This is a genomic window from Shimia gijangensis (genome assembly GCF_900142085.1).
In the GTDB taxonomy this organism is placed as follows: domain Bacteria; phylum Pseudomonadota; class Alphaproteobacteria; order Rhodobacterales; family Rhodobacteraceae; genus Shimia; species Shimia gijangensis.
The window spans coordinates 122,040-145,677 of the sequence record NZ_FQZQ01000003.1; the positions used below are offsets into that span (position 1 = coordinate 122,040).

A 23,638-nucleotide genomic window follows, 5' to 3' on the forward strand; every position below is an offset into this window, starting at 1 on the left:
TATCGGAGCGTCTTCACACGTGTCGGAGACATCAGATGAGTTTTACACTCGCCATTGTGGGGCGCCCGAATGTGGGCAAATCCACCCTGTTCAATCGCCTTGTCGGCAAAAAGCTTGCGCTGGTTGATGATCAGCCCGGGGTCACGCGTGATTTACGTGAAGGCGAAGCTCGTCTGGCTGACCTGCGCTTTACTGCGATTGACACGGCCGGCCTTGAGGATGCCACTGACGACAGCCTTGAAGGACGGATGCGCCGCCTGACCGAACGCGCCGTGGACATGGCCGATGTCTGCCTGTTCATGATCGACGCGCGTCAGGGCGTGACGCCGATAGATATGATGTTCGCTGAAATTCTGCGCAAACGCTCGGCGCATGTGATTCTTGCCGCCAACAAAGGCGAAGGATCAGCGGCTGACGCCGGTGTGATCGAAGCTTACTCTCTGGGGTTGGGTGAGCCGGTGCGCCTTTCGGCAGAGCACGGTGAAGGGTTGAACGACCTTTATACCCACCTGATGCCGTTGGCCGATGAATTTGCAAAACGCGCGTCAGACATCTCGCCGGACACGGACGTTGACCTTGATGAAGATGACTGGGATGAAAGTGAGGTTCGCAAGCCAACCTCGTCCAGACCTTTGCAAATTGCTGTTGTTGGCCGCCCGAATGCAGGCAAATCAACGCTGATTAACAAAATCCTTGGCGAAGACAGATTGCTGACAGGTCCGGAAGCCGGAATCACCCGCGATGCCATCAGCCTTCAGATTGACTGGCACGGAACACCGACGCGAATATTTGACACCGCTGGCATGCGCAAAAAAGCAAAAGTTCAGGGCAAGCTTGAAAAACTGTCCGTCTCTGATGGCCTGCGTGCTGTGAAATTTGCCGAAGTTGTCGTGGTATTGCTGGATGCGGCGATCCCGTTTGAGCAACAGGATTTGCGCATTGCTGACCTCGCGGAACGCGAAGGCCGCGCCGTGGTTGTCGCGGTGAATAAATGGGACATCGAAGACGAAAAACAACAAAAACTGAGAGACTTGAAGGAGTCTTTTGAACGTCTTTTGCCGCAATTGCGAGGCGCGCCACTGATCACCGTGTCGGCCAAAACCGGACGTGGACTGGATCGATTGCACGATGCCATTATGCGCGCCTATGACGTCTGGAACCGTCGTGTGACCACAGCCAATCTGAACCGCTGGTTGACGGGCATGCTGGAACAGCATCCGCCCCCCGCACCGCAAGGTAAACGCATCAAACTGCGCTATATGACACAGGCGAAAACCCGCCCGCCGGGATTTGTGGTGATGTGCTCACATCCCGACAAAATCCCCGAAAGCTATTCGCGCTATCTGGTCAATGGATTGCGGGTGGATTTTGATATGCCGGGCACGCCGATCCGTCTGTTTATGCGGGGCCAAAACGACAAGAACCCGTATAAAGGGCGCAAGAAGCCGGGGACGTCTCGATTGCGTAAGCACCTTAAAGGGCCGTCTGCGGACTGACCTTTTGATTTGCATTGGTTTTGCTTGCCAAAAAAAACGCGCTATAATTGTGGGACGTCTGTGCACTGACGGCACAAGACAAGTGTATCTTTACGGCTAGGGGTGGCCTGACATGGAAATTCGTGAGCGTTTACAGCAGCATGTTCAAAAAGATGACCGCATCGGCGCGGTCAGTCTATTTGGCACATTTGTGGTTTATTTCGCCTCGCTTTATCTGGCGATCGTGTTTGTTGAAACTTGGGTCATTCTGATTCCCATGATGATCCTGAATGCGTTCTCGGCGGTGCGCCTATACGTGGTGCAACATGATTGCGGCCATGCGTCGCTGTTCAAACAACGCAAACACAATGACTGGGCGGGCGAGGCCCTGTCAGTGGTGACTTTCGCGCCTTATGCCGCAATGCGCCACAATCACAACCTGCACCATTCGCACCTTGGTAATCTGGAAAAGCGTGAAACCGGTGAGATTCACACCATGACCTTACGTGAATGGAACGCGGCCGGCTTCTGGCAACGCCTGCAGTATCGCCTCTATCGCAATCCCTTTGTCTTGATCCCTCTGGGCAGCCTGTTCACCTATTTCATTCGCTATCGCTGGCCCAAAAGCGCTGGTGAAATGGTAGCAAGCGTGCTGCGACATAATCTGATGATCCTGGCCTACATGGCCGCGCTCTATGGGCTGTTTGGCGGCACTGGTCTGTGGATATGGTTCCTCAGCTCGCTGATTGGCGGCATGATCGGCGTGTTCATGGTCTATCTTCAGCATAACTTTGAAGACACCTATTGGGACCGCAAACCCGACCTCAACCCACGTACGGCGGCGCTTCAGGGCTCGTCTGCTCTGGATCTCGGCTGGTGGATGGATTTGGGTTCAGCCAATATCGCCTATCACGACATCCACCACTATAATGCGCGCATCCCTCATTATCGCCTGCGCAAATGCCACCAGATGATCCGCGATGAATATGATCTGCCCACCATCAAATGGCCTGAGGCTTTGCGCTCTTTCACGTTGAAACTCTGGGATGAAGATCACGAACGCCTTGTGCCGTTCCCCAAATCCGCAACCAGCGGCGCCAAGGCCACCCCGGCAGAATAGGGGGCGCTGCCCCCTCCCGGGCCATTAGCCCGGTTCACCCCCGGGATATTTGACAGCCAAAAGATGCGGCCCGGAACATCCGTCTTCACTATAAAAATACTCAAAAACAAAAAACCGCGCTCAACAGCGCGGCCTTTTTCAATTTTTAACCCTTGATCGGGATCAGACCAATACGCCCTCTGCCGTCAGGGTTGTCTTTCCGCCCAGGTAGGGCGCGAGAACGTCGGGCAAGACGACCGAGCCATCCGCCTTTTGGCCATTTTCCAGAACCGCGATCAAACACCGCCCCACAGCAAGGCCCGAGCCGTTCAGCGTGTGCACGAATTCTGGCTTACCACCTTCGGCGGGTTTAAAGCGTGCGTTCATGCGGCGGGCCTGAAAGTCCCCACAGACCGACACCGACGAAATCTCGCGATAGGTGTTCTGTCCGGGCAGCCACACTTCGATATCATGGGTGCGCTGCGCGCCGAATCCCATGTCACCGGTGCACAAGGCAACCGTGCGATAAGGCAGGCCAAGACGCTCCAGAATTCCTTGCGCACAGTCTGTCATGCGATCCAATTCAGCCCGAGAGGCTTCTGGTTTGGTGATTGACACCATCTCAACTTTTTCAAACTGGTGCTGGCGCAGCATGCCCGATGTATCGCGTCCGGCACTGCCCGCTTCTGAGCGGAAACACTGCGTATGAGCCACCATACGGCGGGGCAGGCTGTCTTCTTCCACTGTCAGTCCGTTGACCGTATTGGTCAGCGTGACTTCGGCGGTCGGCACCATCCACCAGCCGTTGGTGGTCTCATATGAATCTTCGCCGAATTTTGGCAACTGTCCTGTGCCATACATCATTTCAGGTTTGACCAGCACAGGTGTCCAGGTCTCGGTCAGGCCGTTTTCGTCCACATGGGTGTTGATCATGAACTGCGCCAGCGCACGGTGAATGCGCGCAACAGACCCGGTCAGCACCACAAACCGCGAGCCAGACAGCTTGGCTGCCAGTTCAAAATCCATACCCGGTTTCACACCGGCAATCTCGAAATGCTCAACCGCCTGAAAGTCCAATTCAACGGGCGTGCCCCAACGATGTGTTTCCACATTGTCGTCCTCATCCGCGCCCTCAGGCGTGTCTTCAAACGGCAGGTTGGGAATGCCCATCAACAGATCGGTGAGTTGCTGGTCCAACGCTTTGGCTTCGGTTTGCATGGCCGCTGTTTCGGCCTTTTTCTCGCCCACAAGGGCGCGAAGGCGTTCAAACTCGGCCTCATTTCCGCTGACCTTGGCAGCACCGACTTCTTTGGCGGCTTTCTTTTGGTCAGACTGAGCTTCTTCGGCGGCCTGGATCTTGGCGCGTCGCTCAGCGTCCAGCGCCAGAACAGACGATGACATGGCCTCGGTTCCACGGCGGGCAAGGGCAGCATCAAAAGCCGCCGGATTTTCGCGAATGGCACGGATGTCATGCATGGGTCTGGTCCTTGGTTGGTGAATCACTTGGTGGGCCGCTTATGGCGTATTTTTTGCCAGATCGTAAGCGCCGCCTTACATGTGTTCCAGAAGATGTGGTTTTAGGGGATTCCTGCATGGTTTGGGTTGATGTGAACGACCGAATGCAGACCGGGTATCGCTACACGCGGGAATGCCCCATGGGGCAGGGCTTTGCGCCCGGTTTCCAACCCGCCCTCAGCCCCAGACAGATGCTGGAACATGGCGTCTTTGAGGGGGGCTATATGAACGACTGCCGGGATGAGTTTCCGACCGACTGGTTTGAGGCGGCAAAGCTGTCCGCAAAACCTGACCCTTCCGTGAACTACTTTGGCCTCAAAAGCCGCCAACCTCTGTCCGTCTGGCAGGACAAGGGGTGGATTTACGGGCCCGATCCGCGCGGATGGTTTCAATGGTATTGCCGATACTATTCAGGCCGCCGCTTGCCCGAAATAGATGCAACCCAGATCAAACGCTGGCGGGCCTTTTCGCGTCATGCCGGACAAATCCGCGCCAATTGCTATCCCGGAGACATTTTTTGCCGCCCCAAGCAGCGTCAGGCGCTGCTGCAATGGGCCCATGATCCGTTTATCTGAGGGTTTGCCTCTGAGTGCGGTGAATATGGCGGTTTCGCGGCTTGCAACTGTCGCCAATGGACCATAGGTTCCCTGCGACTTTGCAAGGGCCACTCCCTTGCCTGAAAAAGGAAAGACCGACATGGAATCTATTGTACAGTTTATGCCGCTGATCCTGATCTTCGGGATCATGTATTTTCTGCTGATCCGTCCACAGCAAAAGAAGATGAAAGAACATCAGGCCATGGTGGCTGCGGTTGGTCGTGGCGACCGGATCGTGACCCAAGGCGGGCTGATCGGCAAAGTTGCCAAAGTCAAAGACGACAACGAAGTCGAAGTTGAGATCGCCGAAGGCGTCAAAGTGCGTGTTGTGAAATCGACCATCGCGCAGGTTCTGGCCAAAACCGAACCGGCTGCTAACAGCTAATCTAACGACAGGGCTGCAATTATGCTGCAAATCGACCTTTGGAAACGGGTCCTGATATGGGCCGTTTGTGCATTTGGCTTGCTGATGGCAATGCCGAACGCTTTTTACGAAAGGGTCGAGGCGAGCAATGACGCCGTGGCCGAGATTGAGCTGGGCTATACTGGCAACGGGTTGGAGGAACAGGCGGCGATGTGGCCGTCCTGGGCGCCGTCGTCGCTGGTGAACCTTGGGCTTGATTTGCGGGGTGGTGCGCATTTGCTGGCCGAAGTGCAGGTCGCGGATGTCTATGAGGCACGCATCACATCGATGTGGCCGGAAATCCGCGATATGCTGCGCGAAGAGCGTGCCACCATCGGCACCATTCGTCTGCAACCCTCCGAACGCGATGAATTGCGGGTCAAGATTTCCAAACCGGAACAGATTGATCGCGCAGCTTCACTGGTGCGTGGGCTGGCACGTCCCGTCGTGTCGCTGACAGGTGCCGGGCAATCTGACATCAACGTATCTGTTGAGGGTGCGACGATTGTTGTGAACCTCTCTGAGGCTGAAAAGCTGGCCACGGACGAACGCACCGTTCAACAAGCCCTTGAAATCATCCGCCGCCGGATCGACGAAGTTGGCACCCGCGAGCCCACCATTCAACGTCAAGGTGCGGATCGTATCCTCATTCAGGTGCCGGGCATTGGCTCGGCGGCCGAGTTGAAAGACATCATCGGCACCACCGCGCAATTGACGTTTCATCCCGTCATTGGTCGCGGCACCAACAAAGATGCCAACCCCGGTGCAGGCAATGAAATCCTGCCCTCGCTCGACGAAGAGGGGCTGTATTACACCGTTGAAAGTGCTCCGGTTGTCACCGGCGAAGAACTGGTCGACGCGCAGCCCGCGTTTGACCAGAACAACACGCCGGCTGTGTCGTTCCGGTTTAACCCGACGGGCGCGCGCAAGTTTGGCAACTACACGGCTGAAAACATCGGTTCCCCCTTTGCGATCGTTCTCGATGGTGAAGTGGTCAGCGCACCGGTTATTCAGGCGCATATTCCGGGCGGATCCGGCATTATCACGGGCCGTTTCAGCGTGGAAGAAAGCACCAACCTCGCAGTTCTTCTGCGGGCAGGGGCATTGCCTGCAGGTCTGACCTTCCTTGAAGAACGCACCATCGGCCCGGAACTGGGCCAGGACAGCATCGATGCGGGTAAAATTGCCTGCATCGTCGCCTTTATGGGCGTGCTGGTGTTTATGTTCCTCAGCTATGGCACCTTTGGTCTCTTTGCCAATATCGCGCTGATCCTGAACGTTGGCCTGATCTTTGGCCTGCTCAGCACCATCGGCGCCACGCTCACCCTGCCGGGTATTGCGGGTATCGTGTTGACCATTGGTATGGCGGTGGATGCCAACGTGCTGGTGTTCGAACGTATCCGCGAAGAGCTGAAAACCGCCAAAGGCCCAGCCCGCGCGATTGAGTTGGGCTATGAAAAAGCACTCAGCGCCATTCTGGACGCCAATATCACCACATTCATCACCGCTGTGATCCTGTTCGCTGTGGGCTCCGGCCCTGTACGCGGCTTTGCCATCACGCTGGGTCTGGGCATTCTGACCTCGGTCTTCACCGCGATCTACGTGACGCGTCTGATCATCGTGATTTGGTATGAACGCCGCCGTCCCAAGACAATCGAGGTATAGGCCATGCGTCTGAGACTTGTTCCAAAAGACACCAAATGGGATTTCTTCAGCCGCCCCTTGCTGTGGCTGGGGATTTCAGGACTTCTGATGGTGCTGGCACTGGTCAGCTTCTCCATTCAGGGACTGAACTTTGGCATCGATTTCCGAGGTGGGACCACCATCCGCACCGAAAGCGCCCAAGAGGTCGTGGTCTCTGACTACCGCAAAGCGCTCATCCCGCTTGAGTTGGGTGATGTCACAATCACCGAAGTGTTCGACGTCAATTTCGAAGACAACCAATACGTCACTATGATCCGTATTCAGGCGCAGGAAGGCCAGCAATCCGTGACCGCTGACGTCGTGCGCAATGTGGAAACAGCGCTCAAGGCTGTGGCCCCGGATATTTCGTTTGTGTCGGTTGAATCTGTCGGCCCCAAAGTGTCGGGTGAGCTGATCCAAACCGCTGTAATCGCTGTTCTTCTCGCGATTGCTGCAGTTCTTGTCTATATCTGGTTGCGCTTTGAATGGCAGTTTGCATTGGGCGCCGTGGCGGCGCTTGTGCACGATGTTGTGCTGACCATCGGGGTCTTTTCCGAACTGCAAATCCGGTTCGATCTGGCGATTATCGCCGCCTTGCTGACCATTGTGGGCTATTCGCTGAACGACACCGTGGTTGTGTTTGACCGGGTGCGGGAAAACCTGCGCAAGTTCAAGAAACTGGACCTCAAGGCGGTGCTGAACCTGTCGATCAACGAAACTCTCAGCCGCACTGTGATGACCTCGGTCACCACGCTTCTGGCTCTGATTTCGCTGTTCGTTCTGGGCGGTGACGTGATCCGTGGCTTTGTGTTTGCCATGATCTGGGGCGTGATAGTCGGGACATATTCGTCGATCTTTGTGGCCTCGGCCGTGTTGTTGAAGTTGGGCGTCAAACGCGACTGGTCCAAGCCGTCGAACACCGGTGGTAACCAGTTCGCCAACATTGATGCCTGACCTCTTAGCCGAGATCTGGTCCCTGGAGGGGCTGTCTTGGCTCATTGTTGCTGCATTTTTGGCGGGTATGGTCCGGGGGTTTTCCGGTTTTGGAAACGGGCTGATCTACATCCCGATTGCCGCACAGTTTGTGTCTCCCGTCTGGGCGGTGATGACCATGGGTTTGATGGATATTGCCGGACCTGCACCGATGCTGGCTAAGGTTTGGAAAGATCGCCATCAGCGGGATTTGCTGCGGTTGTTTGTGGGCACGATCATCGGCTTGCCGATCGGATTGGCATTGTTGGTCGCAGTAGACCCAAATGTTTTCCGATATAGCGTCTCTATCCTGTCTTTGATGGTTTTGGCCATACTATTGGCCGGCCTGCGCTATCGCGGCGAAGTGCGACCTCCAATGCTCTTTGGTATTGGTGCCGCGTCCGGGTTCCTGGGGGGAACCGCAGGCATCCCCGGACCGCCTGTGATCTTGTTCTACATGGCAAGTCCACACCAGCCTGCGGTGATACGTGCAAACACAACACTGTATTTGTTGGGCTACGACACTTTGTTGATCGGCTTTCTGGCCATTCAGAGTATGTTAAGCGTTGTTCCGGTGCTGCTCGGAATTCTACTGACGATTCCGAATATGGTGGGCAATATGATAGGTGCGGCTGTCTTTCATCCGGACTATGAAAAAACCTACCGTGCAGTGGCCTATCTATTGATCGCGTGCGCAGCTATTTCAAGCCTGCCATTTTGGGGCTGAGGAGCCAGAAAATGAACCTCACAGAAATCATCTATTCTGAAGCCACCCCCATCGAAAGCTACGGCCCCGGATTTTTCCGCATCGACGGCAAAATCATCGAAGGGGGCGCCATCATCCATGCCAAGGGCGCACGTAGCTGGGGGGGATACGAGGACCTGCAGTCGATCCTCGATCTGAGGTCGGAAATTGATTTCATTCTGCTCGGCACCGGGGAAACCATGACAGCCGTTCCCGCAACTTTCCGAGGCCCTCTCGAAGAGGCCGGAATTGGGGTCGAGTTTATGGCGTCACCTTCGGCCTGTCGTACCTACAATGTGTTGGTGTCCGAAGGTCGCCGTGTGGCCGCTGTCCTGCACCCTCTGACGCAGACGTAGGGCGGGGTTTCAGCCCGCCGTGCGCGCATTTGTTAACGGCTTGTTACGATTTTGATTTTGTACAAAATGGGTATCTGGCCCAAAAGTTTTGTACAAAACGATCAATTCGTTCCCGCAGACTTCAAAGGTTACGAATTGCTGAATTCCTTGACACACCTCAAGGCAGGGTGGGGCAGGGCGGCGTTAGTCGGTGGAAACGGCAATTTCGCTTTTGCCGAAACCAAGGATACGCTAAGGCAGTGCTTATGACATTGACCGTAAAAAACCTGACCATATCGCGCGGCGGTATCCCTGTGCTGGAAGGTTTGAACTTTACCCTCGCGCCGGGCAAGGCGCTGATCCTGCGTGGACCCAATGGCGTTGGGAAAACCACGTTGCTGCGGACGGTCGCAGGCCTGCAGCCCCCGGTCGAAGGGGACGTGATCTGTGGTCCCGAAACCATCGCCTATGCCGCGCATAGTGATGGGTTGAAAGGCACGCTCAGCGTGTCTGAAAACCTGCATTTCTGGGCGGATATCTTTGGCACCAAAGGCATTCAGAACGCGTTGGATGGTTTTGATCTCAATAGCTTAGTGGATCGGCCTGCCGGAGCTCTTTCCGCGGGTCAAAAGCGCCGTCTTGGATTGGCGCGTCTGTTGGTCACTGGACGTCCTGTGTGGATTTTGGACGAGCCCACGGTGTCATTGGATGTCGCGTCAGTTGCGATGTTTGCCGACGCCGTGCGTGCGCATCTCTCTGAAGGAGGCTCGGCCTTGATTGCCACCCACATCGATCTTGGTTTGGACGCCGAAGTATTGGACGTCGGCCCATTTCGGGCCAAGCCACGTTCGGGCACTGGCGGGTTCGATGGATTGGATGAGAGCTTCTTATGATTGCTTTACTTATCCGCGATATGAAACTGGCCATGCGGGCAGGCGGGGGCTTTGGCCTCGGTTTGTCTTTTTTCCTTATTGTAACGGTACTTGTGCCATTTGGTGTCGGCCCGGAAAGTACGCTTTTGGCCAAGATCGCACCGGGTATTTTATGGCTTGGGGCGTTGCTGGCCTGCCTGTTGTCGCTGGACCGTATCTTTGCGCTCGACTGGGAAGATGGCTCGCTGGATTTGTTGGCGACATCGCCTTTGCCAATGGAGGGCGTAGTGACTGTCAAAGCCACCGCGCACTGGCTGACCACGGGGTTGCCGCTGTGTCTGGCGTCGCCTTTGTTTGGTTTGCTTCTGAGCCTGCCAGCTGAGGGTTATCAATGGCTTGTGGCGTCTTTGGTGCTTGGAACGCCGGCGCTTTCGGTGATCGGCACCTTTGGCGCGGCTTTGACTGTTGGGTTGAAACGTGGTGGCCTTTTGATGTCTCTGCTGGTCCTGCCGCTTTATGTACCGACGTTGATATTCGGGGCTGAAGTTGCGCGTCGCGGGGCCGAAGGGTTGGCCACGACAACGCCGTTGTTGATGCTGGCCGGGATCACGGCAGGCACAATAGCCCTTTTGCCCTTTGCCAGCGCCTTGGTGTTGCGGGTCAATCTACGCTAAAGGATTGCGGGAAAAGAAAGTGACGCGGGTTTAACCCAAATCAAGGAAACGCGCCACGCTCACTGGCATGTGAAGTGCAATTGCCTGAACAGGCGGATAGGGAAAAGACATGGGTTCTATCTGGGAATATGCCAATCCGGTAAAGTTTATCCGGACTTCTGAAATTGTCCTGCCATGGGTGTCAATCCTGGCAACAGTTACGTTGATCGCGGGGCTGGTCTGGGGCTTTTTCTTTACGCCGGATGATTATCGTCAGGGCTCAACCGTCAAGATCATTTACCTGCACGTGCCCGCCGCTTTGATGGCCATCAACGTGTGGTTCATGATGCTTGTGACATCGCTGGTCTGGTTGATCCGCCGCCACCATGTCTCAGCGCTTGCGGCCAAAGCTGCGGCGCCTGTGGGCATCATCATGACCCTGATTGCATTGGTGACCGGCGCGATCTGGGGGCAGCCGATGTGGGGCACCTGGTGGGCATGGGATCCGCGCCTGACGTCGTTCCTGATCCTTTTTCTGTTTTATTTGGGCTACATAGCTCTTTGGGAAGCGATTGATAATCCGGACACAGCCGCCGACCTGACAGCGGTCCTGTGCATCGTTGGCTCGGTGTTTGCAGTTCTCAGCCGCTATGCGGTGAACTTCTGGAATCAGGGTCTGCATCAGGGCGCGTCCCTGTCTCTGGACAAAAAAGAAAACGTTGCGGACGTGTTTTCGACACCCTTGTATGTGTGCATCGCGGGCTTTGTTCTGCTATTTATCGCATTGGTGTTTTTGCGCACCCGCACTGAAATTCACAAACGCCGCACCAAGGCGTTGCTCGCTCGGGAGAGACTGGGATGATGCCTGATCTGGGAAAATACGGCGACACGGTCCTGTCGGCCTATGCCGTCTCGATCGTTCTTTTGGTGATTATGGTCGCCCTTAGTATTCGCGCCTCGCGTAAAGCCCGCGCTGAACTGCAAAAGATTGAGGGTCGCCGCAATGGCTAAAATCTCTCCATTAATGCTGGCACCGCCAGTCTTATTTGCCGGTTTGGCCGCATTGTTTTTTGTGGGCATGCAGCGCGAAAACCCCAACGATCTGCCATCAATGCTGATCAACAAAGACGCGCCCAGCGTGGCGGCATTGGTACCATTGGCTGATACGCCCTTGCTCAAAGACGAGGTTTTGCGCGAGTCCGGCCTGAAATTGGTGAATTTCTGGGGCACGTGGTGCGTCGCCTGTCGCGCCGAGCATCCCACGTTATTGGTGATCGAAGACCTGCTGCCGGTTACGCTGCATGGTGTTAATTTCGACGACACCAAAGCCAAAGCCGAAGCCTATCTACAGGAAGAGGGCAATCCGTTCACCACTTTGGGTGAAGACATCAGTGATAAGACCAAGATTGACTGGGGAGTTTACGGCGCGCCGGAAACCTTCCTGATTGATGAGAATGGCAAGGTGTTGATGCGTCACGCAGGCCCGATCACCGAAAGAGTGATCGAAACCACACTAGGGCCTGCCATCGAAAAGGCGCTGGCGCGCCAATCCGGTAGCTAAAGATTACAGCGAAAACCGCAAGGACATGCAGGACAGGCCGCCATCGACAAGGGCGGCTTGGGTTGTTGGCATTTCCTGCACGTTATAGCCCACTTTGCGCAAAATTTCAGCCGTGCGGGGATGCCCGGAGGATAGGAAAACCGTGTCGTTGAACCGGATCGCATTTGCGGCGGCTTCTTCGCCTTCGGCTGTGTGGATCACGCGGTAATCCTGAAAACATCCCGAAGCGGCGAGTTTGGGTGTGGCAAGGATTGTCCGCTCATCCAAAAGGCTGCTTTCAGTTTTGAAGTGCAGGATATCCGCCGGGGTTTCAAGAATGCGCAGCGTGTAGCCAAGGCTTTCAACAATCGGGCGCAGGTCTTCGGCGCCTTGACGGTTTGTGCGTGCAGAAAGCCCAATCATGACCTCATCATCCGAGCACAAGATATCTCCACCGTCGACGAAGCCCGTGGTTTCTAGGTCGATCACACCGTTCATCACCCGCTCCAGATCTGGACGCAGGGCAGCGGATTCACCAAGGCGTGATTCAGCACCCGGACGCAGAACAATTGCCTGGCCTTTGAGGCAAAGAGCTGCGTCTTCGATGAACACACTATCGGGAAAGGCCTCATCCGCAGGCAGAACCTCCACCGTGGCACCCGTGGCACGAAGTGCGGTCACATATGCCTCGTGTTCTTTCAAAAAAACGCTTGCATCCGGATCGCCCTGATCCTCGGCACGCAAGCCATCGGTTACTGAGGCCGAGGGCGTGCGGCACAGCGCGTGAGAAAAGGTAAAGCTGTGTTGGGCCATGGATTTTCCTTTCAAATCGTCGGCGCACGCTGACGCATTCGTGGTTGAGGGGCAAGGGGGCGGGCAAAGAGAATTTCCCCCTGTTTAGGGTTAAGTCTATTTGCGCACCAATATCCAGATCATCGCCCCGATAAAGGCAAAAATTGTCAGGTTCATCACTGTGTCTATGGGATCACCGATCAACATTTGGCACTCCTTCTTGGCGAAGACCACGGATCAGGCAGACGAGCAGTAAAACCGAGATGAACACGAAAGGCATAGCGCCGAGAGAGATTAGGATCTTCACCTTTTCAACCGATCCCGACAGGATCATGGCCACGCTGAGCAGTCCCAGCAAGGCGCCCCAGATCAGACGAATGCGCGGCGGTGGATTGGCGTCGCCTGCTGTCGAGAAGGTCCCCAGAACAAAGGCGGCACTGACCACGCTGGTGACGATGAAAAGGAACGCGGCCAGGATTGTAAAGACAGTGGTCAGACCGGACAACGGCAGGCGGTCGAGCAAACCAAAGGTGACACGTTCCACATTGTTCTCAGTCATCTGCAAGAGCTCTCCGGCCCCGTGAAGCGCCTCATAAAGGCCAATGCCGCCAAAGGCCCCAAACCATAAAAGAGAAAACAGGGTCGGGGCGAACAACACTCCGATCACGAACTCCCTGATGGTGCGGCCGCGCGAAATGCGGGCCACAAACACACCAACAAAAGGCCCCCAAGCAATCCACCAGACCATGTAGGTCAGGGTCCAGTCATTGAACCATTTGGTCACTTCGTCATCAAAGAACCCGTAGGTTTGAAACCCACGTGACACGACATTCGTGAGATAATCTCCAAAGGTCGAAAGAACCGTGTTTAGCAAGTATTCTGTTGGTCCCAGAACGATGGTGTACAGTACCAAGGCAATGGCGATCAGCATTGCGATATTGGACAGACGGGCCATTCCGGCACCAAGGTCGATCATCAGAGCAGGGACGTAGGCCACCACCATGGCCACAAAAACTGCGCCGATCAGAAAAGCACCTGTGTCGGTGAAACGAAACAGGATCGCGACTCCGTCGGCTACCTGAAACACGCCCATGGCCATTGATCCGCCGACACCAATGGCGATGGCGATGATGGCGAAAAAATCTGCCAACCAGCCCACGAAAATCGCCCAACGTTCCCCGGGGAACAGTGAGACTAAAGGGGCGCTGACCAGCATGCCCGTGCCGCGCCGGAAGCTGAAAAAGGCGATAGTGAGAGCTGTGGTACCGTAGATTGCCCATGCATGCAGACCCCAATGAAAATTGGTCGCCAGCATGGCCTGTTTGGCAGCGACGTGGTCCGGGGCCTTGCCAGAGATAAAGCTAAAGTGCGTGAGCGGCTCGGCCACAGCCCAGAATAACAGGCCAACACCCATGCCCGCCGAGAATAGCATGGCGATCCATGTTGGCGTAGAAAATTTGGGGCGCTCATCATCGCGGCCAAGGCGAATGTTGCCATACCGGGAAAAGGCCAGAAACAGACAGGCAAATAGCATGCTCGTGGTGGCAAGCATCACGAACCATCCCCGGCTGTGAAACATCTGTTGGACAATTCCACTGGCCCAGTTCACCAGTCCATCAATATCCACAACGCCCCAGACGCCGACGATGGCGATCACGGCGAGGGAACAAATCAGTAAGGCATTGAGTTTCGGCATAGGGCACTCTCCCACGGGATCAACTTGATCCCAAGTGTTTCCTTACGTAGCGCAATGCAAGAAAAGCCCCACACATTGGTGAGGCTTTTCAAGATTTACCGGATCGGGCTTACGACTTGGCCAGATTGCGCAGCACATAATGCAGCACACCGCCGTTTTCGACGTACTCAATCTCGGGAGCGGTATCGATACGGCACTTGAGTTTGATCTCTTTGACGGACCCGTCGCCCATGGTGATTGTGCAAGGCACCTCTTGCAACGGCTCGATCGTATCTAGCCCGGAGATTGAAACCGTTTCATCGCCAGTGAGGCCCAAAGATTTACGGCTGTCGCCCCCGGTGAATTCAAACGGGATTACCCCCATGCCCACAAGGTTCGAGCGGTGAATACGCTCAAAGCTTTCGGCGATCACGGCTTTGACACCCAACAAGGCAGTGCCCTTGGCGGCCCAGTCACGCGATGATCCAGCCCCGTATTGCTCGCCGCCAAAGACGACCAGCGGCGTGCCTGCGTCCTGATACGCCATCGAGGCCTCAAAGATCGAAGTCTGCGCACCATCAGGGCCCTTGGTGTAGCCACCTTCGACGCCGTCCAGCATTTCGTTCTTGATCCGTATATTGGCAAATGTGCCGCGCATCATGATCTCGTGATTGCCCCGTCGCGATCCATAGGAGTTGAATTCGCGCACAGGCACCTGACGGTCGATCAGGTATGTGCCAGCCGGGGTCGATTGAGTAAATGACCCCGCCGGCGAGATATGGTCGGTGGTGACCATGTCGCCCAGAACCAGCAGAACCTTTGCGCCTTCAATGTTAGAAATCGTGCCGGGTTCAGACCCCATGCTTTGGAAATAGGGCGGGTTCTGGATGTAAGTCGAGGTCGCAGGCCAGTCATAGGTTTCGCTGTCTGTGGTCTCAACCGCCTGCCATTTCTCGTCGCCTTTAAAGACGTCGGCATATTTGGTTTGAAACGCCTCGCGGGTGACGGTTTGTTCAACCAGTTCAGCCACTTCTTGCGTCGTGGGCCAGATGTCTTTCAGGAAAACGTCATTGCCGTCCTTGTCCTTAGCAATCGGGTCGGTTGCAAGGTTGATATCCATTGTGCCTGCCAGCGCATAGGCCACCACCAACGGCGGAGAGGCCAGGTAGTTGGCACGCACATCGGGCGAAATGCGGCCCTCAAAGTTGCGATTGCCCGATAGGACCGATGTCGCGACCAGATCGCCCGTGGCGATGGCTTCGGACAGTTCTTTTTGGATGGGCCCAGAGTTGCCGATACAGGTGGTGCAGCCGTAGCCCACAAGGTTAAATCCAATCTTATCAAGGTCTTCTTGCAATCCCGCAGCCTCAAGATAGGCGGAAACAACTTGCGAACCCGGTGCGAGGGATGTTTTGACCCATGGCTTGCGGTTGAGACCCAAAGCAGCGGCCTTGCGCGCCACCAGCCCGGCGCCGATCATCACATAAGGGTTGGACGTGTTGGTGCAGGATGTGATCGACGCGATCACCACGTCGCCTGACGACAACGTGTAATCCTCGCCAGCGACGGGAACTTCCTTGTCCATCGGGCGCTTAAAGGTCTCTTCCATTTCACGGCGGAACGCGGTTTGGCCATCGGTTAGGGCGACAAAATCTTGAGGGCGCTTGGGGCCCGAAATCGCAGGCACAATAGTGCCCATATCTAGTGACATGGTGTCGGTGTAAATTGGGCTGTAGGTCTCATCGCGCCAGAACCCGTTTTCTTTGGCATAGGCTTCGACCAAGGCAATGCGGTCTTCGTCGCGGCCTGTAGTGCGCATGTAGCGCAAGGTTTCTCCGTCGATCGGGAAGAAGCCGCAGGTCGCGCCATATTCGGGCGCCATATTTGCGATGGTGGCTCGGTCGGCCAATGGTAATGTGTCGAGGCCTTTGCCAAAGAACTCCACGAATTTCCCGACAACACCCTTTTCGCGCAGCATTTCCACGACTTTCAACACTAGATCGGTGCCGGTGGTGCCTTCGACCATTTCTCCGGTCAATTCAAAGCCAACCACTTCGGGGATTAGCATGGAAATCGGCTGACCCAGCATGGCCGCCTCGGCTTCAATGCCCCCCACACCCCAGCCAAGCACCGCCATACCGTTGACCATGGTCGTGTGGCTGTCAGTGCCGACCAATGTGTCTGGATAGGCGACCTCATTACCGTCCTGATCGGTGTCTGTCCAAACGGCCTGCGCCAGATATTCAAGGTTCACCTGATGGCAAATCCCGGTGCCAGGGGGCACAACGCGGAAATTGTTGAACGCGCCTTGGCCCCATTTCAGGAACTGATAGCGTTCCATATTACGCTCGTATTCGCGGTCCACGTTCATCTGAAACGCCCGAGGATTGCCAAACTCGTCAATCATCACAGAGTGGTCGATCACAAGATCGACGGGGTTTAGCGGGTTGATCTTTTGGGCATCGCCCCCCAGCGCCTTGATGCCGTCTCGCATAGCGGCCAGATCAACCACGGCAGGAACGCCAGTGAAATCCTGCATCAGAACGCGGGCAGGGCGATAAGCAATTTCGCGGGGATTCTTACCACCGTTGGCGCCCCATTCGGCAAAAGCCCGGATGTCATCAACCGAAACAGAAAAACCGCCGTCTTCGAACCGCAGCATGTTTTCCAGAACAACCTTTAGGGACGCTGGCAGTTTGGAAAAATCACCCAAACCTGCCTGTTGAGCAGCTGGAATCGAGTAAAAGGAGATGGATTTGTCATTCACGCAGATGGTTTTGCGCGTCTTGGCTGTATCTTGTCCGACGATAATGGGCATTTGTAACTTCCCTCAAATCAAAAACCAGGGGTCTTGCTGGTGCAGTCTTTCACGTAAACATAGATGGCAATCAACCAAGAGCCAGTTTTGCACTCAGCTCGCACAACGTTATCGAAATCACCAATGCCTCGCAAATGCTTGATTGGTTATTTCAGTAAGAAGTGCTTAGAGATAATTGAAACGTGCTGAAGGACTATATTTGCAATGATCCGATTGTCTGGCTTCGTCGCCCTGTTCTGGATGTTTTTGGCTTCATTCACGGCGGCCTCGGAAAAGGCCGTTGTGGTGGAACTGTTTACGTCGCAGGGCTGCTCTTCTTGCCCGCCTGCAGACAAGTTTTTTCACGAAAACCTGTCAAAGCGCGACGACGTCATCGCATTATCACTGCATGTTGACTACTGGGATTATCTTGGCTGGAAAGACAATCTGGCGAGCCCTGCGTACACCAAGCGGCAGCGGAATTATGCCCGCGCCGCAGGTCATCGCTCAGTCTATACGCCACAGATGATCATCGGTGGCAAAGACCATGTGGTTGGCAATCATCCATATGAAGTCAAAGACTTGATCGCTGCGCACAAAAAGAAGAAATCGGTTGTGGATGTTTCGATCGAACGTTCCGGAAATCGATTTGTGATCCGGGCTGAGACTTCGCAATCGCCCGGCGCTATGGTCGTTCATTTGGTGCGGTATCGGCCTGCTGAAACGGTTGAAATCAAACATGGCGAAAACGCTGGGCGCAGCCTGATATACGCAAATATCGTGGAAGATTGGGATGAGATCGCCCAATGGGACGGCAAATCACCTTTGCAGGTCAAAGCCCCGGGACGCGGTGACCTTCCGGCGGTGGTGATTGTCCAAAAGCGCAGTTTTGGACCGATTCTGGCGGCTGCTAAGCTAAAATAATACCCTGAATGCAGTCAGGAATCGCTGGCATACTTCCAGCGGCGATGTATCCAGAACCATTGTTCAAGATTTTCCCGCACCAAATCTTCCAGACCATCGTTCACAGCCTGAGTCATTGTTTTGGCATCTGAATGCGGGATTTCGTCCTGAGCAACGATGCGAAAACTCAGGCCATCTGGTTCGCGCAGGCCATAAACCGGGATCAGTGCTGCATTGAATTTTAGCGCCAGCTCGGCTGTTATCAAAGATGTGCGCGCTTTTTGTCCAAAGAAATCGAGCGTTTCGCCTTCGCTGACGTAAAGATCCGTGAGAATACCAAGGATGCCGCCGGATTTGATATGGCGCACCATTTCGATCATGCCTTTGCGCCCCTGTTCGAACATCGGCGTGCCAATTTTTGAGATCGATTTGACATAGTGGTCGTTGAAATAGGGGTTGGACATCCGCCGATAGAGCGCACCCATGTTGTAACCGCGGTGGATCAGATTGGCGCGAACAGCATCATAATTTCCCATATGACCGGTTACCAGAATCACAGGTCGCCCCTCGGCGCGGGCCTTTTCAAGACGTGCTAGTCCGGGACCTTCGATCGGGGCATTGATGGCGCGCTGTACAAATTCTTCGCCGGAATAGATTTCAATCAGGGTGCGTCCCGCGTTGTTCGGAACTGCGCGGGTTAAACGATCGACCTCATTGGCGGGTAGATCCGGCATAACATGGGCAAGGTTGTCGCGCACACGTTTGCGAAAGCCTCCGACCGGACCCAGAACCTGCGCCATGAGCCATCCCATGCCGCGCACACGTTTTTCATAAGGCAGGGCAAGCGCGAACCGGATCGCCCCCTTCAGAACAAGGTTGACCAAGTAGTCCAAGGCTTTTTGCCGCGATTTGGAACGGATTCTGCTCATAAAGCCTCAGCGGAAGGTTTCACGATGCCACACATAGGTGCCTGCGCCCGCAATCACAAGCGCGCCGATGATGGTCCAGATATCGGGGACTTCGGCGAAGAACACAAAGCCCCAAAAGGTTGCGAACAACAGGCCAACATAGGAAAACGGCGCCAGCATACTGGACTCGCCCTGGCTTAGGGCCTGAATCAACAAAAGCTGTGAGGCGGTGCCGAATCCGACCAACACCACCATCAGGCCAATAGATGTAAGGTCCGGTGTCTGCCAAGAGGGCACAACAAGCACGGACAACACGATGGTGCCGAACAACGCCGTATAGAGCATGGATGTCCAAACGTCTTCGTCTTTGCCAACAAAGCGCGTGGTCAGATTGTACCCGGTATAAAACAGTGCCGCGATCAAAGGGAAAACAGCATAGAGTGAAAACAGAGCCCCCGCGGGTCGGATGATGATAAGCGCGCCGACGAGAGCTACGGCAATCCCGACAATCCGTCGTGGCCCCAGTTTTTCGTTTAAAAACAACGCAGTCCCCAAAGTGATCAGGGCCGGATTCACGTTCATAATGGCTGTCGCTGCGGACAGTCCGACATTGGATATTCCGATAAAGAAACACCATGTGGCACCCATCAAAAACACCGAACGAGCGAGTTGAATGAACGGGTATTTGGTGTGCAAAACAGATGGCATGCGTTTGGCCACAAGGATTAGAACCACCAGCGTTTGCCCGGCATAGCGCACCCACAAAGTCGGGATGATGCCAATCTTTGGGGTAAGCCCCTTGGCGGAGGCATCCATCAACGTAAAACACAAAATAGCTGCGATCATTAAAGCAATAGCGCGTGCATTGGGGCTTAAACGGTCCATGTCCTTCCCCTAGGGCCCAAGAGGCAGACTGTAAACCACATTGGCTTGGGGCTAACCTGAGATGTCGTCATCATCCTGAGGTTCAATTAGTTGGATTTCCCCACCATCGACAAGCAGGCGCACAACCGCCACCACTGCGGTTTGCGCCGCTTCTCCGTCGCGCATGACCACGGTGCCTCGGTCTTCGACCTCTTCCCGGAGCTGATCGGCAAGTCGGGTAGACATGTTTTCGAGAAGGAATTCTGTTGCAAGGCCTTCATAGCCTTCGTTGCTGAACGTAAGTGCGGTGACAAGGGCGGTTTGATCCACTTCTCTCACAACACGTGGGACGTCGCGCGGTGCGACACGCTGCGGAATGTCGGCATAGGTAAAAATGGCTTTGCGCACGGCGCTTGCAAACCCCGCGTCGGTTTCTTCAAGACCGCTCAGCACATCGTCGCGAGTGGACGTAGGAGAGTAATTCAAGATAGCACCGACCCGCGCCACTGGCTCTTCGCTAAAGGCGCGCGGCGGGATATCGTCCAGCTGAGCCGCCAGAGACACGCCAATCCGGTCGACGGCTTCGGGGGTCACGGCGCCAGTGAGAGAGACCGCATACGTGATGCGCCGCGCCTTTTCACCAGGCAAGTTCCCCAAAAGTTCGGCTGCTTTGGCAACGTCCAGTTTGGAGAGCATCACGGCGGCGACTTCGGTGCTTTCTGAATCGATAATGCCGATCAAATCCTCAACAGCCAGGTTCTGGAGACGTTTCCAGGGATCGCCAGTTTGGCGAACACCGGCTTCTTTACGCAAACGCGCGGCGGTATACGGGCTGATCCGGCCCTCCAAGGCGCTTAGGGCTCCGGTAATGCCACGCGGAAACGACAAACCAATCGTTTCCAACTCACCCGCAAATTCAAGCAACTCATGGGCAAGAGTGTCACGATCCACATGACGCATTTCGCCCATCATCTGGGTGAGGTCTACCTGTAGGTCTTCTGGCAGATCGGACAAAGCCAAATCCGCCCCCTCATTCAAAAGGAAGCGCACGATGATCGTTGCTTTTTGACGTCGACCCAGCCGTACCTGTGGCCGGGCAGGAGGCGGGGCAAGTTGTCCCACCGCAATCTGGCTGCTCATCTCATAGCTCCTTCACTTTGGGCTCAGATAAGCAGGCAGGAGTGAACAAACTCTTTAGTAGTTGTAGGTTTTACCGCTTTGAATAGCCTTGGCTAAAGATTGCTCGGGCCACGATCCCATGCCACCACGTGTCCGGATTTCCTGCAGCTGCACCCAGGCCAGATAGGTGTCACCGGCTTCTACATGGGCTTGCCCCATATAAGAGCGGGACAAAAGGTTGTCAGGATTAAGCGAAATTGCGCGTTCGTAGAACGTCATTGCTAAATCTGCATTGCCAAGTTTTCGGTGGGTAAATCCCCAATAGGTTAACACGCGATCGTCTGATTGGTCCTGCATCACACGCAGGATGGTTTGGGCGTTGTCGTACTGTCCGGCATAGGCATACTCCCGCACCGCTTCATACAATGTGTCCTCGCTCAGGCTGGCATTGCCGGGTTTCACACATCGTTTCTTCTTTTCGCTCCAAACTTTGCTCTTCTTGCATTTCTTGGTGGTTTCGGTCGGCTCTGGTACGCCTGTCGTGTCGCCGCCTCCGCCTGCAGCCAAACTGGCTTGCGGCGTCAAGGCGATTGAAATTGCCAATAGGATCGGTTTGAAATACATGAGCTACTCCATACAAAGCTTTGAATTAACGACCGTTTCCATAAATACATTTACCATCGCTTGCGCTCCAGTAAGAACCGGGAGGGCATTTCTTTTGAGCTGCATCTGCCATTGGGGCGGCCAGTGAAAAAATAAAGATCAGCAGGCTAACAGACATTAACTGGTGCGTCATCGGGGCCTCCTTTTGCTGCAGGCTGAAGCAAAGCCGCTTCTTTGGCAAACAATGCTTTCCTGATGAGTTTAGCATTGTATCACAAAAACTGAATTCACATTTGCGCGTGTTGAGTACGGGCGATTAAATCCAGTTTGCGGCAATACAATCGTTTTGGGAGGCATCAAAATAGAACCCAGGCGCGCAGAGACGTCCGTTCTTTTCTCCTATTCCGGTCTTCGTGTTGGCGCCACTTGCAAGGACAGCAAGTGGGGCGCTTGTTAAAGCAATAGCGATCAGAATTGTGCGGATCATGAGTTTCTCCAGTAACATTAAGACGAACATTCTGCTGTTTGAAGTGGCGTTTGTTATGGAGTTGTCAAATTTGATCGATCACAAATTAGTCAAAAGAAAAAGGCCACAGCAGCGTAATTGCCATGGCCCTTTGGATTTAGGGATGGTTTTGGCTTAATCGCCAAAAACCCGACGAAAGATCGTGTCGACATGTTTGGTATGATAGCCAAGGTCGAACTTCTCTTCGATTTGTTCAACTGACAATGCCTTGACCACATCCGCGTCATTCAAGAGTTCTGTTTTGAAATCACATCCGGTTTCCCAGACTTTGAGCGCGTTGCGTTGCACCATCTTATAGCTGTCTTCGCGGCTGACACCGGCCTGCGTCAGGGCCAAAAGCACACGTTGGCTCATCACCAGACCGGGGAATTTGTTCATGTTCGCCAGCATGTTTTCCGGATAAACCAGCAGCTTGTCGACAACTGATGTCAGGCGTGCCAAGGCAAAGTCCAGCGTGATGGTGGTGTCGGGGCCGATATTTCGTTCAACCGACGAATGCGAGATATCACGTTCGTGCCACAGGGCCACGTTTTCCATGGCTGGGATTACGGCCATGCGCACCAGACGGGCTAGGCCGGTCAGGTTTTCCGTCAGTACCGGGTTCTTCTTGTGCGGCATCGCCGATGAGCCTTTTTGACCCATCGAGAAAAACTCGGCGGCTTCCAGCACTTCAGTGCGCTGCATGTGGCGAATTTCAGTGGCGATGTTTTCAATCGAAGACCCGACAACCCCAAGAGCGGCAAAGAAGGCGGCGTGACGGTCGCGTGGGATCACTTGTGTTGAAATTGGCTCGGGCTCAAGACCCAGCTTTTCGCAAACGTGCTCTTCGACGGCTGGGTCGATGTTGGCGAATGTCCCGACAGCGCCGGAAATCGCACCAGTGGCGATCTCATGGCGCGCGCGTTTGAGGCGCTTCAGGTTGCGGTCCATTTCCGCATAGAAACGCGCAAAGGTCAGACCCATTGTTGTGGGTTCTGCGTGGATACCGTGGCTGCGGCCAATACGGATGGTGTCTTTGTGTTCCATCGCGCGTTTCTTCAACGCAACCAGCAGACCTTTGGTGTCTTCGATCAGAATGTCCGCAGCTTTGACCAGTTGCACGTTAAAGCAGGTATCCAACACGTCTGATGACGTCATACCTTGATGCACAAAGCGGGCTTCTTCTGATCCAACATGCTCGGCCAGGTGGGTTAGAAATGCGATCACGTCATGTTTGGTCTCGGCTTCGATCTCGTCGATGCGCGCGACGTCAAACTCAACATCTTTGGCCTTCCAGACTGCGTCGGCATTTTCACGGGGAATGACGCCAATATCGGCCATCGCTTCGCAAGCGTGTGCCTCAATCTCGTACCAGATTTTGAACTTGGTTTGCGGCGACCAGATGGCAACCATTTCGGGGCGGCTATAGCGAGGGATCATGTCACGACCTTGTGTCTATGAAGGGGTTGAGCGCGGTTTAGACTGAAGGGGACGCGGCGGCAAGGCAGGAGGCAACAAGTGAGACGGATTGCCCTGAATAAGGCGGTTTGCGACCTCTTTGAGCAGCCGTCTCTATTGTTTGTG

25 protein-coding genes are annotated in these 23,638 nt (G+C 54.9%); 14 read left to right on the top strand and 11 right to left on the bottom strand.

What is annotated here, in order from left to right; translation table 11 throughout:
• The first annotated feature begins 35 nt into the window (after window positions 1–35).
• A complete protein-coding gene (gene der, locus BUC32_RS03615; protein WP_073249537.1) occupies window positions 36–1,496 on the top strand; it encodes a ribosome biogenesis GTPase Der in 1,461 nt (486 codons plus the stop codon).
• Between the two features lie 112 nt (window positions 1,497–1,608).
• The gene (locus tag BUC32_RS03620; protein ID WP_073249539.1) at window positions 1,609–2,595 is read left to right on the top strand and encodes a fatty acid desaturase; all 987 of its coding nucleotides are present in this window, start codon (window positions 1,609–1,611) and stop codon (window positions 2,593–2,595) included.
• A 162-nt stretch (window positions 2,596–2,757) separates the two neighbouring features.
• Here the strand turns inward: BUC32_RS03620 and serS are convergent, their stop codons facing one another.
• A complete protein-coding gene (gene serS, locus BUC32_RS03625; RefSeq protein ID WP_073249541.1) occupies window positions 2,758–4,050 on the bottom strand; it encodes a serine--tRNA ligase in 1,293 nt (430 codons plus the stop codon).
• Window positions 4,051–4,166: 116 nt separating this feature from the next.
• Here serS and BUC32_RS03630 point away from each other — a divergent pair, with 116 nt between their 5' ends.
• The 11 genes from BUC32_RS03630 (at window position 4,167) to BUC32_RS03685 (ending at window position 11,909) form a co-directional block, all read left to right on the top strand.
• A complete protein-coding gene (locus BUC32_RS03630; protein WP_073249847.1) occupies window positions 4,167–4,664 on the top strand; it encodes a hypothetical protein in 498 nt (165 codons plus the stop codon).
• Between the two features lie 121 nt (window positions 4,665–4,785).
• Window positions 4,786–5,070 (top strand): preprotein translocase subunit YajC, encoded by a 285-nt coding sequence (gene yajC, locus BUC32_RS03635; protein WP_073249849.1) that lies wholly within the window; start codon window positions 4,786–4,788, stop codon window positions 5,068–5,070.
• 21 nt (window positions 5,071–5,091) lie between these two features.
• On the top strand, window positions 5,092–6,753 hold the full coding sequence (secD, locus tag BUC32_RS03640; RefSeq protein WP_073249543.1) for a protein translocase subunit SecD: 1,662 nt from the start codon (window positions 5,092–5,094) through the stop codon (window positions 6,751–6,753).
• Between the two features lie 3 nt (window positions 6,754–6,756).
• Complete coding sequence (gene secF / locus BUC32_RS03645) at window positions 6,757–7,725, top strand: protein translocase subunit SecF (protein WP_073249545.1); 969 nt, start codon at window positions 6,757–6,759, stop codon at window positions 7,723–7,725.
• Window positions 7,718–8,470 carry a sulfite exporter TauE/SafE family protein gene (locus BUC32_RS03650; protein ID WP_073249547.1) on the top strand — a complete coding sequence of 251 codons (753 nt, stop codon included), beginning with the start codon at window positions 7,718–7,720 and terminating at the stop codon, window positions 8,468–8,470. The genes secF and BUC32_RS03650 overlap by 8 nt, the downstream gene beginning before the upstream one ends.
• Before the next feature lie 11 nt (window positions 8,471–8,481).
• Window positions 8,482–8,844 (top strand): Mth938-like domain-containing protein, encoded by a 363-nt coding sequence (locus tag BUC32_RS03655; protein WP_073249549.1) that lies wholly within the window; start codon window positions 8,482–8,484, stop codon window positions 8,842–8,844.
• A 245-nt stretch (window positions 8,845–9,089) separates the two neighbouring features.
• Entirely contained in the window at window positions 9,090–9,716 is a 627-nt protein-coding gene (gene ccmA, locus BUC32_RS03665) for a heme ABC exporter ATP-binding protein CcmA (RefSeq protein WP_073249553.1), read from the top strand.
• The gene (ccmB, locus tag BUC32_RS03670) at window positions 9,713–10,369 is read left to right on the top strand and encodes a heme exporter protein CcmB (RefSeq protein WP_073249556.1); all 657 of its coding nucleotides are present in this window, start codon (window positions 9,713–9,715) and stop codon (window positions 10,367–10,369) included. The genes ccmA and ccmB overlap by 4 nt, the downstream gene beginning before the upstream one ends.
• Window positions 10,370–10,478: 109 nt before the next feature.
• The gene (locus BUC32_RS03675; RefSeq protein WP_073249558.1) at window positions 10,479–11,210 is read left to right on the top strand and encodes a heme ABC transporter permease; all 732 of its coding nucleotides are present in this window, start codon (window positions 10,479–10,481) and stop codon (window positions 11,208–11,210) included.
• On the top strand, window positions 11,207–11,359 hold the full coding sequence (gene ccmD, locus BUC32_RS03680) for a heme exporter protein CcmD (protein ID WP_175556890.1): 153 nt from the start codon (window positions 11,207–11,209) through the stop codon (window positions 11,357–11,359). Before BUC32_RS03675 ends, ccmD begins: the two co-directional genes overlap by 4 nt.
• Window positions 11,352–11,909, top strand: a complete 558-nt coding sequence (locus BUC32_RS03685; protein WP_139280621.1) for a DsbE family thiol:disulfide interchange protein — start codon at window positions 11,352–11,354, stop codon at window positions 11,907–11,909. Before ccmD ends, BUC32_RS03685 begins: the two co-directional genes overlap by 8 nt.
• Before the next feature lie 3 nt (window positions 11,910–11,912).
• On the opposite strand, the gene BUC32_RS03690 is transcribed toward BUC32_RS03685, so the two are convergent.
• The 3 genes from BUC32_RS03690 to acnA form a co-directional block, all read right to left on the bottom strand.
• Complete coding sequence (locus BUC32_RS03690; protein ID WP_073249562.1) at window positions 11,913–12,701, bottom strand: arginine deiminase-related protein; 789 nt, start codon at window positions 12,699–12,701, stop codon at window positions 11,913–11,915.
• 172 nt (window positions 12,702–12,873) lie between these two features.
• Window positions 12,874–14,376, bottom strand: a complete 1,503-nt coding sequence (locus BUC32_RS03695; protein WP_073249564.1) for a BCCT family transporter — start codon at window positions 14,374–14,376, stop codon at window positions 12,874–12,876.
• 109 nt (window positions 14,377–14,485) lie between these two features.
• Window positions 14,486–17,173 carry an aconitate hydratase AcnA gene (gene acnA / locus BUC32_RS03700; protein WP_073249566.1) on the bottom strand — a complete coding sequence of 896 codons (2,688 nt, stop codon included), beginning with the start codon at window positions 17,171–17,173 and terminating at the stop codon, window positions 14,486–14,488.
• A 204-nt stretch (window positions 17,174–17,377) separates the two neighbouring features.
• Here acnA and BUC32_RS03705 point away from each other — a divergent pair, with 204 nt between their 5' ends.
• Window positions 17,378–18,076 (top strand): DUF1223 domain-containing protein, encoded by a 699-nt coding sequence (locus BUC32_RS03705; RefSeq protein ID WP_073249568.1) that lies wholly within the window; start codon window positions 17,378–17,380, stop codon window positions 18,074–18,076.
• A 14-nt stretch (window positions 18,077–18,090) separates the two neighbouring features.
• On the opposite strand, the gene BUC32_RS03710 is transcribed toward BUC32_RS03705, so the two are convergent.
• The 7 genes from BUC32_RS03710 to purB all read right to left on the bottom strand — a co-directional run bounded on the left by BUC32_RS03710 (window position 18,091) and on the right by purB (window position 23,494).
• Entirely contained in the window at window positions 18,091–18,984 is an 894-nt protein-coding gene (locus BUC32_RS03710) for a lysophospholipid acyltransferase family protein (RefSeq protein ID WP_073249570.1), read from the bottom strand.
• A gap of 6 nt (window positions 18,985–18,990) precedes the next feature.
• Window positions 18,991–19,848: a DMT family transporter gene (locus BUC32_RS03715; protein ID WP_073249572.1), complete on the bottom strand. Its 858-nt coding sequence runs from the start codon at window positions 19,846–19,848 to the stop codon at window positions 18,991–18,993.
• A gap of 51 nt (window positions 19,849–19,899) precedes the next feature.
• Entirely contained in the window at window positions 19,900–20,967 is a 1,068-nt protein-coding gene (locus tag BUC32_RS03720) for a FliG C-terminal domain-containing protein (protein WP_073249574.1), read from the bottom strand.
• 54 nt (window positions 20,968–21,021) lie between these two features.
• Entirely contained in the window at window positions 21,022–21,570 is a 549-nt protein-coding gene (locus BUC32_RS03725) for a tetratricopeptide repeat protein (protein WP_073249576.1), read from the bottom strand.
• A gap of 25 nt (window positions 21,571–21,595) precedes the next feature.
• The gene (locus BUC32_RS20595; RefSeq protein WP_175556891.1) at window positions 21,596–21,742 is read right to left on the bottom strand and encodes a hypothetical protein; all 147 of its coding nucleotides are present in this window, start codon (window positions 21,740–21,742) and stop codon (window positions 21,596–21,598) included.
• A gap of 123 nt (window positions 21,743–21,865) precedes the next feature.
• The gene (locus BUC32_RS20600; RefSeq protein ID WP_175556892.1) at window positions 21,866–22,036 is read right to left on the bottom strand and encodes a hypothetical protein; all 171 of its coding nucleotides are present in this window, start codon (window positions 22,034–22,036) and stop codon (window positions 21,866–21,868) included.
• 153 nt (window positions 22,037–22,189) lie between these two features.
• Window positions 22,190–23,494, bottom strand: coding sequence for an adenylosuccinate lyase (purB, locus tag BUC32_RS03735; RefSeq protein WP_073249580.1), 1,305 nt, complete (start codon window positions 23,492–23,494; stop codon window positions 22,190–22,192).
• Window positions 23,495–23,638 lie beyond the last annotated feature (144 nt).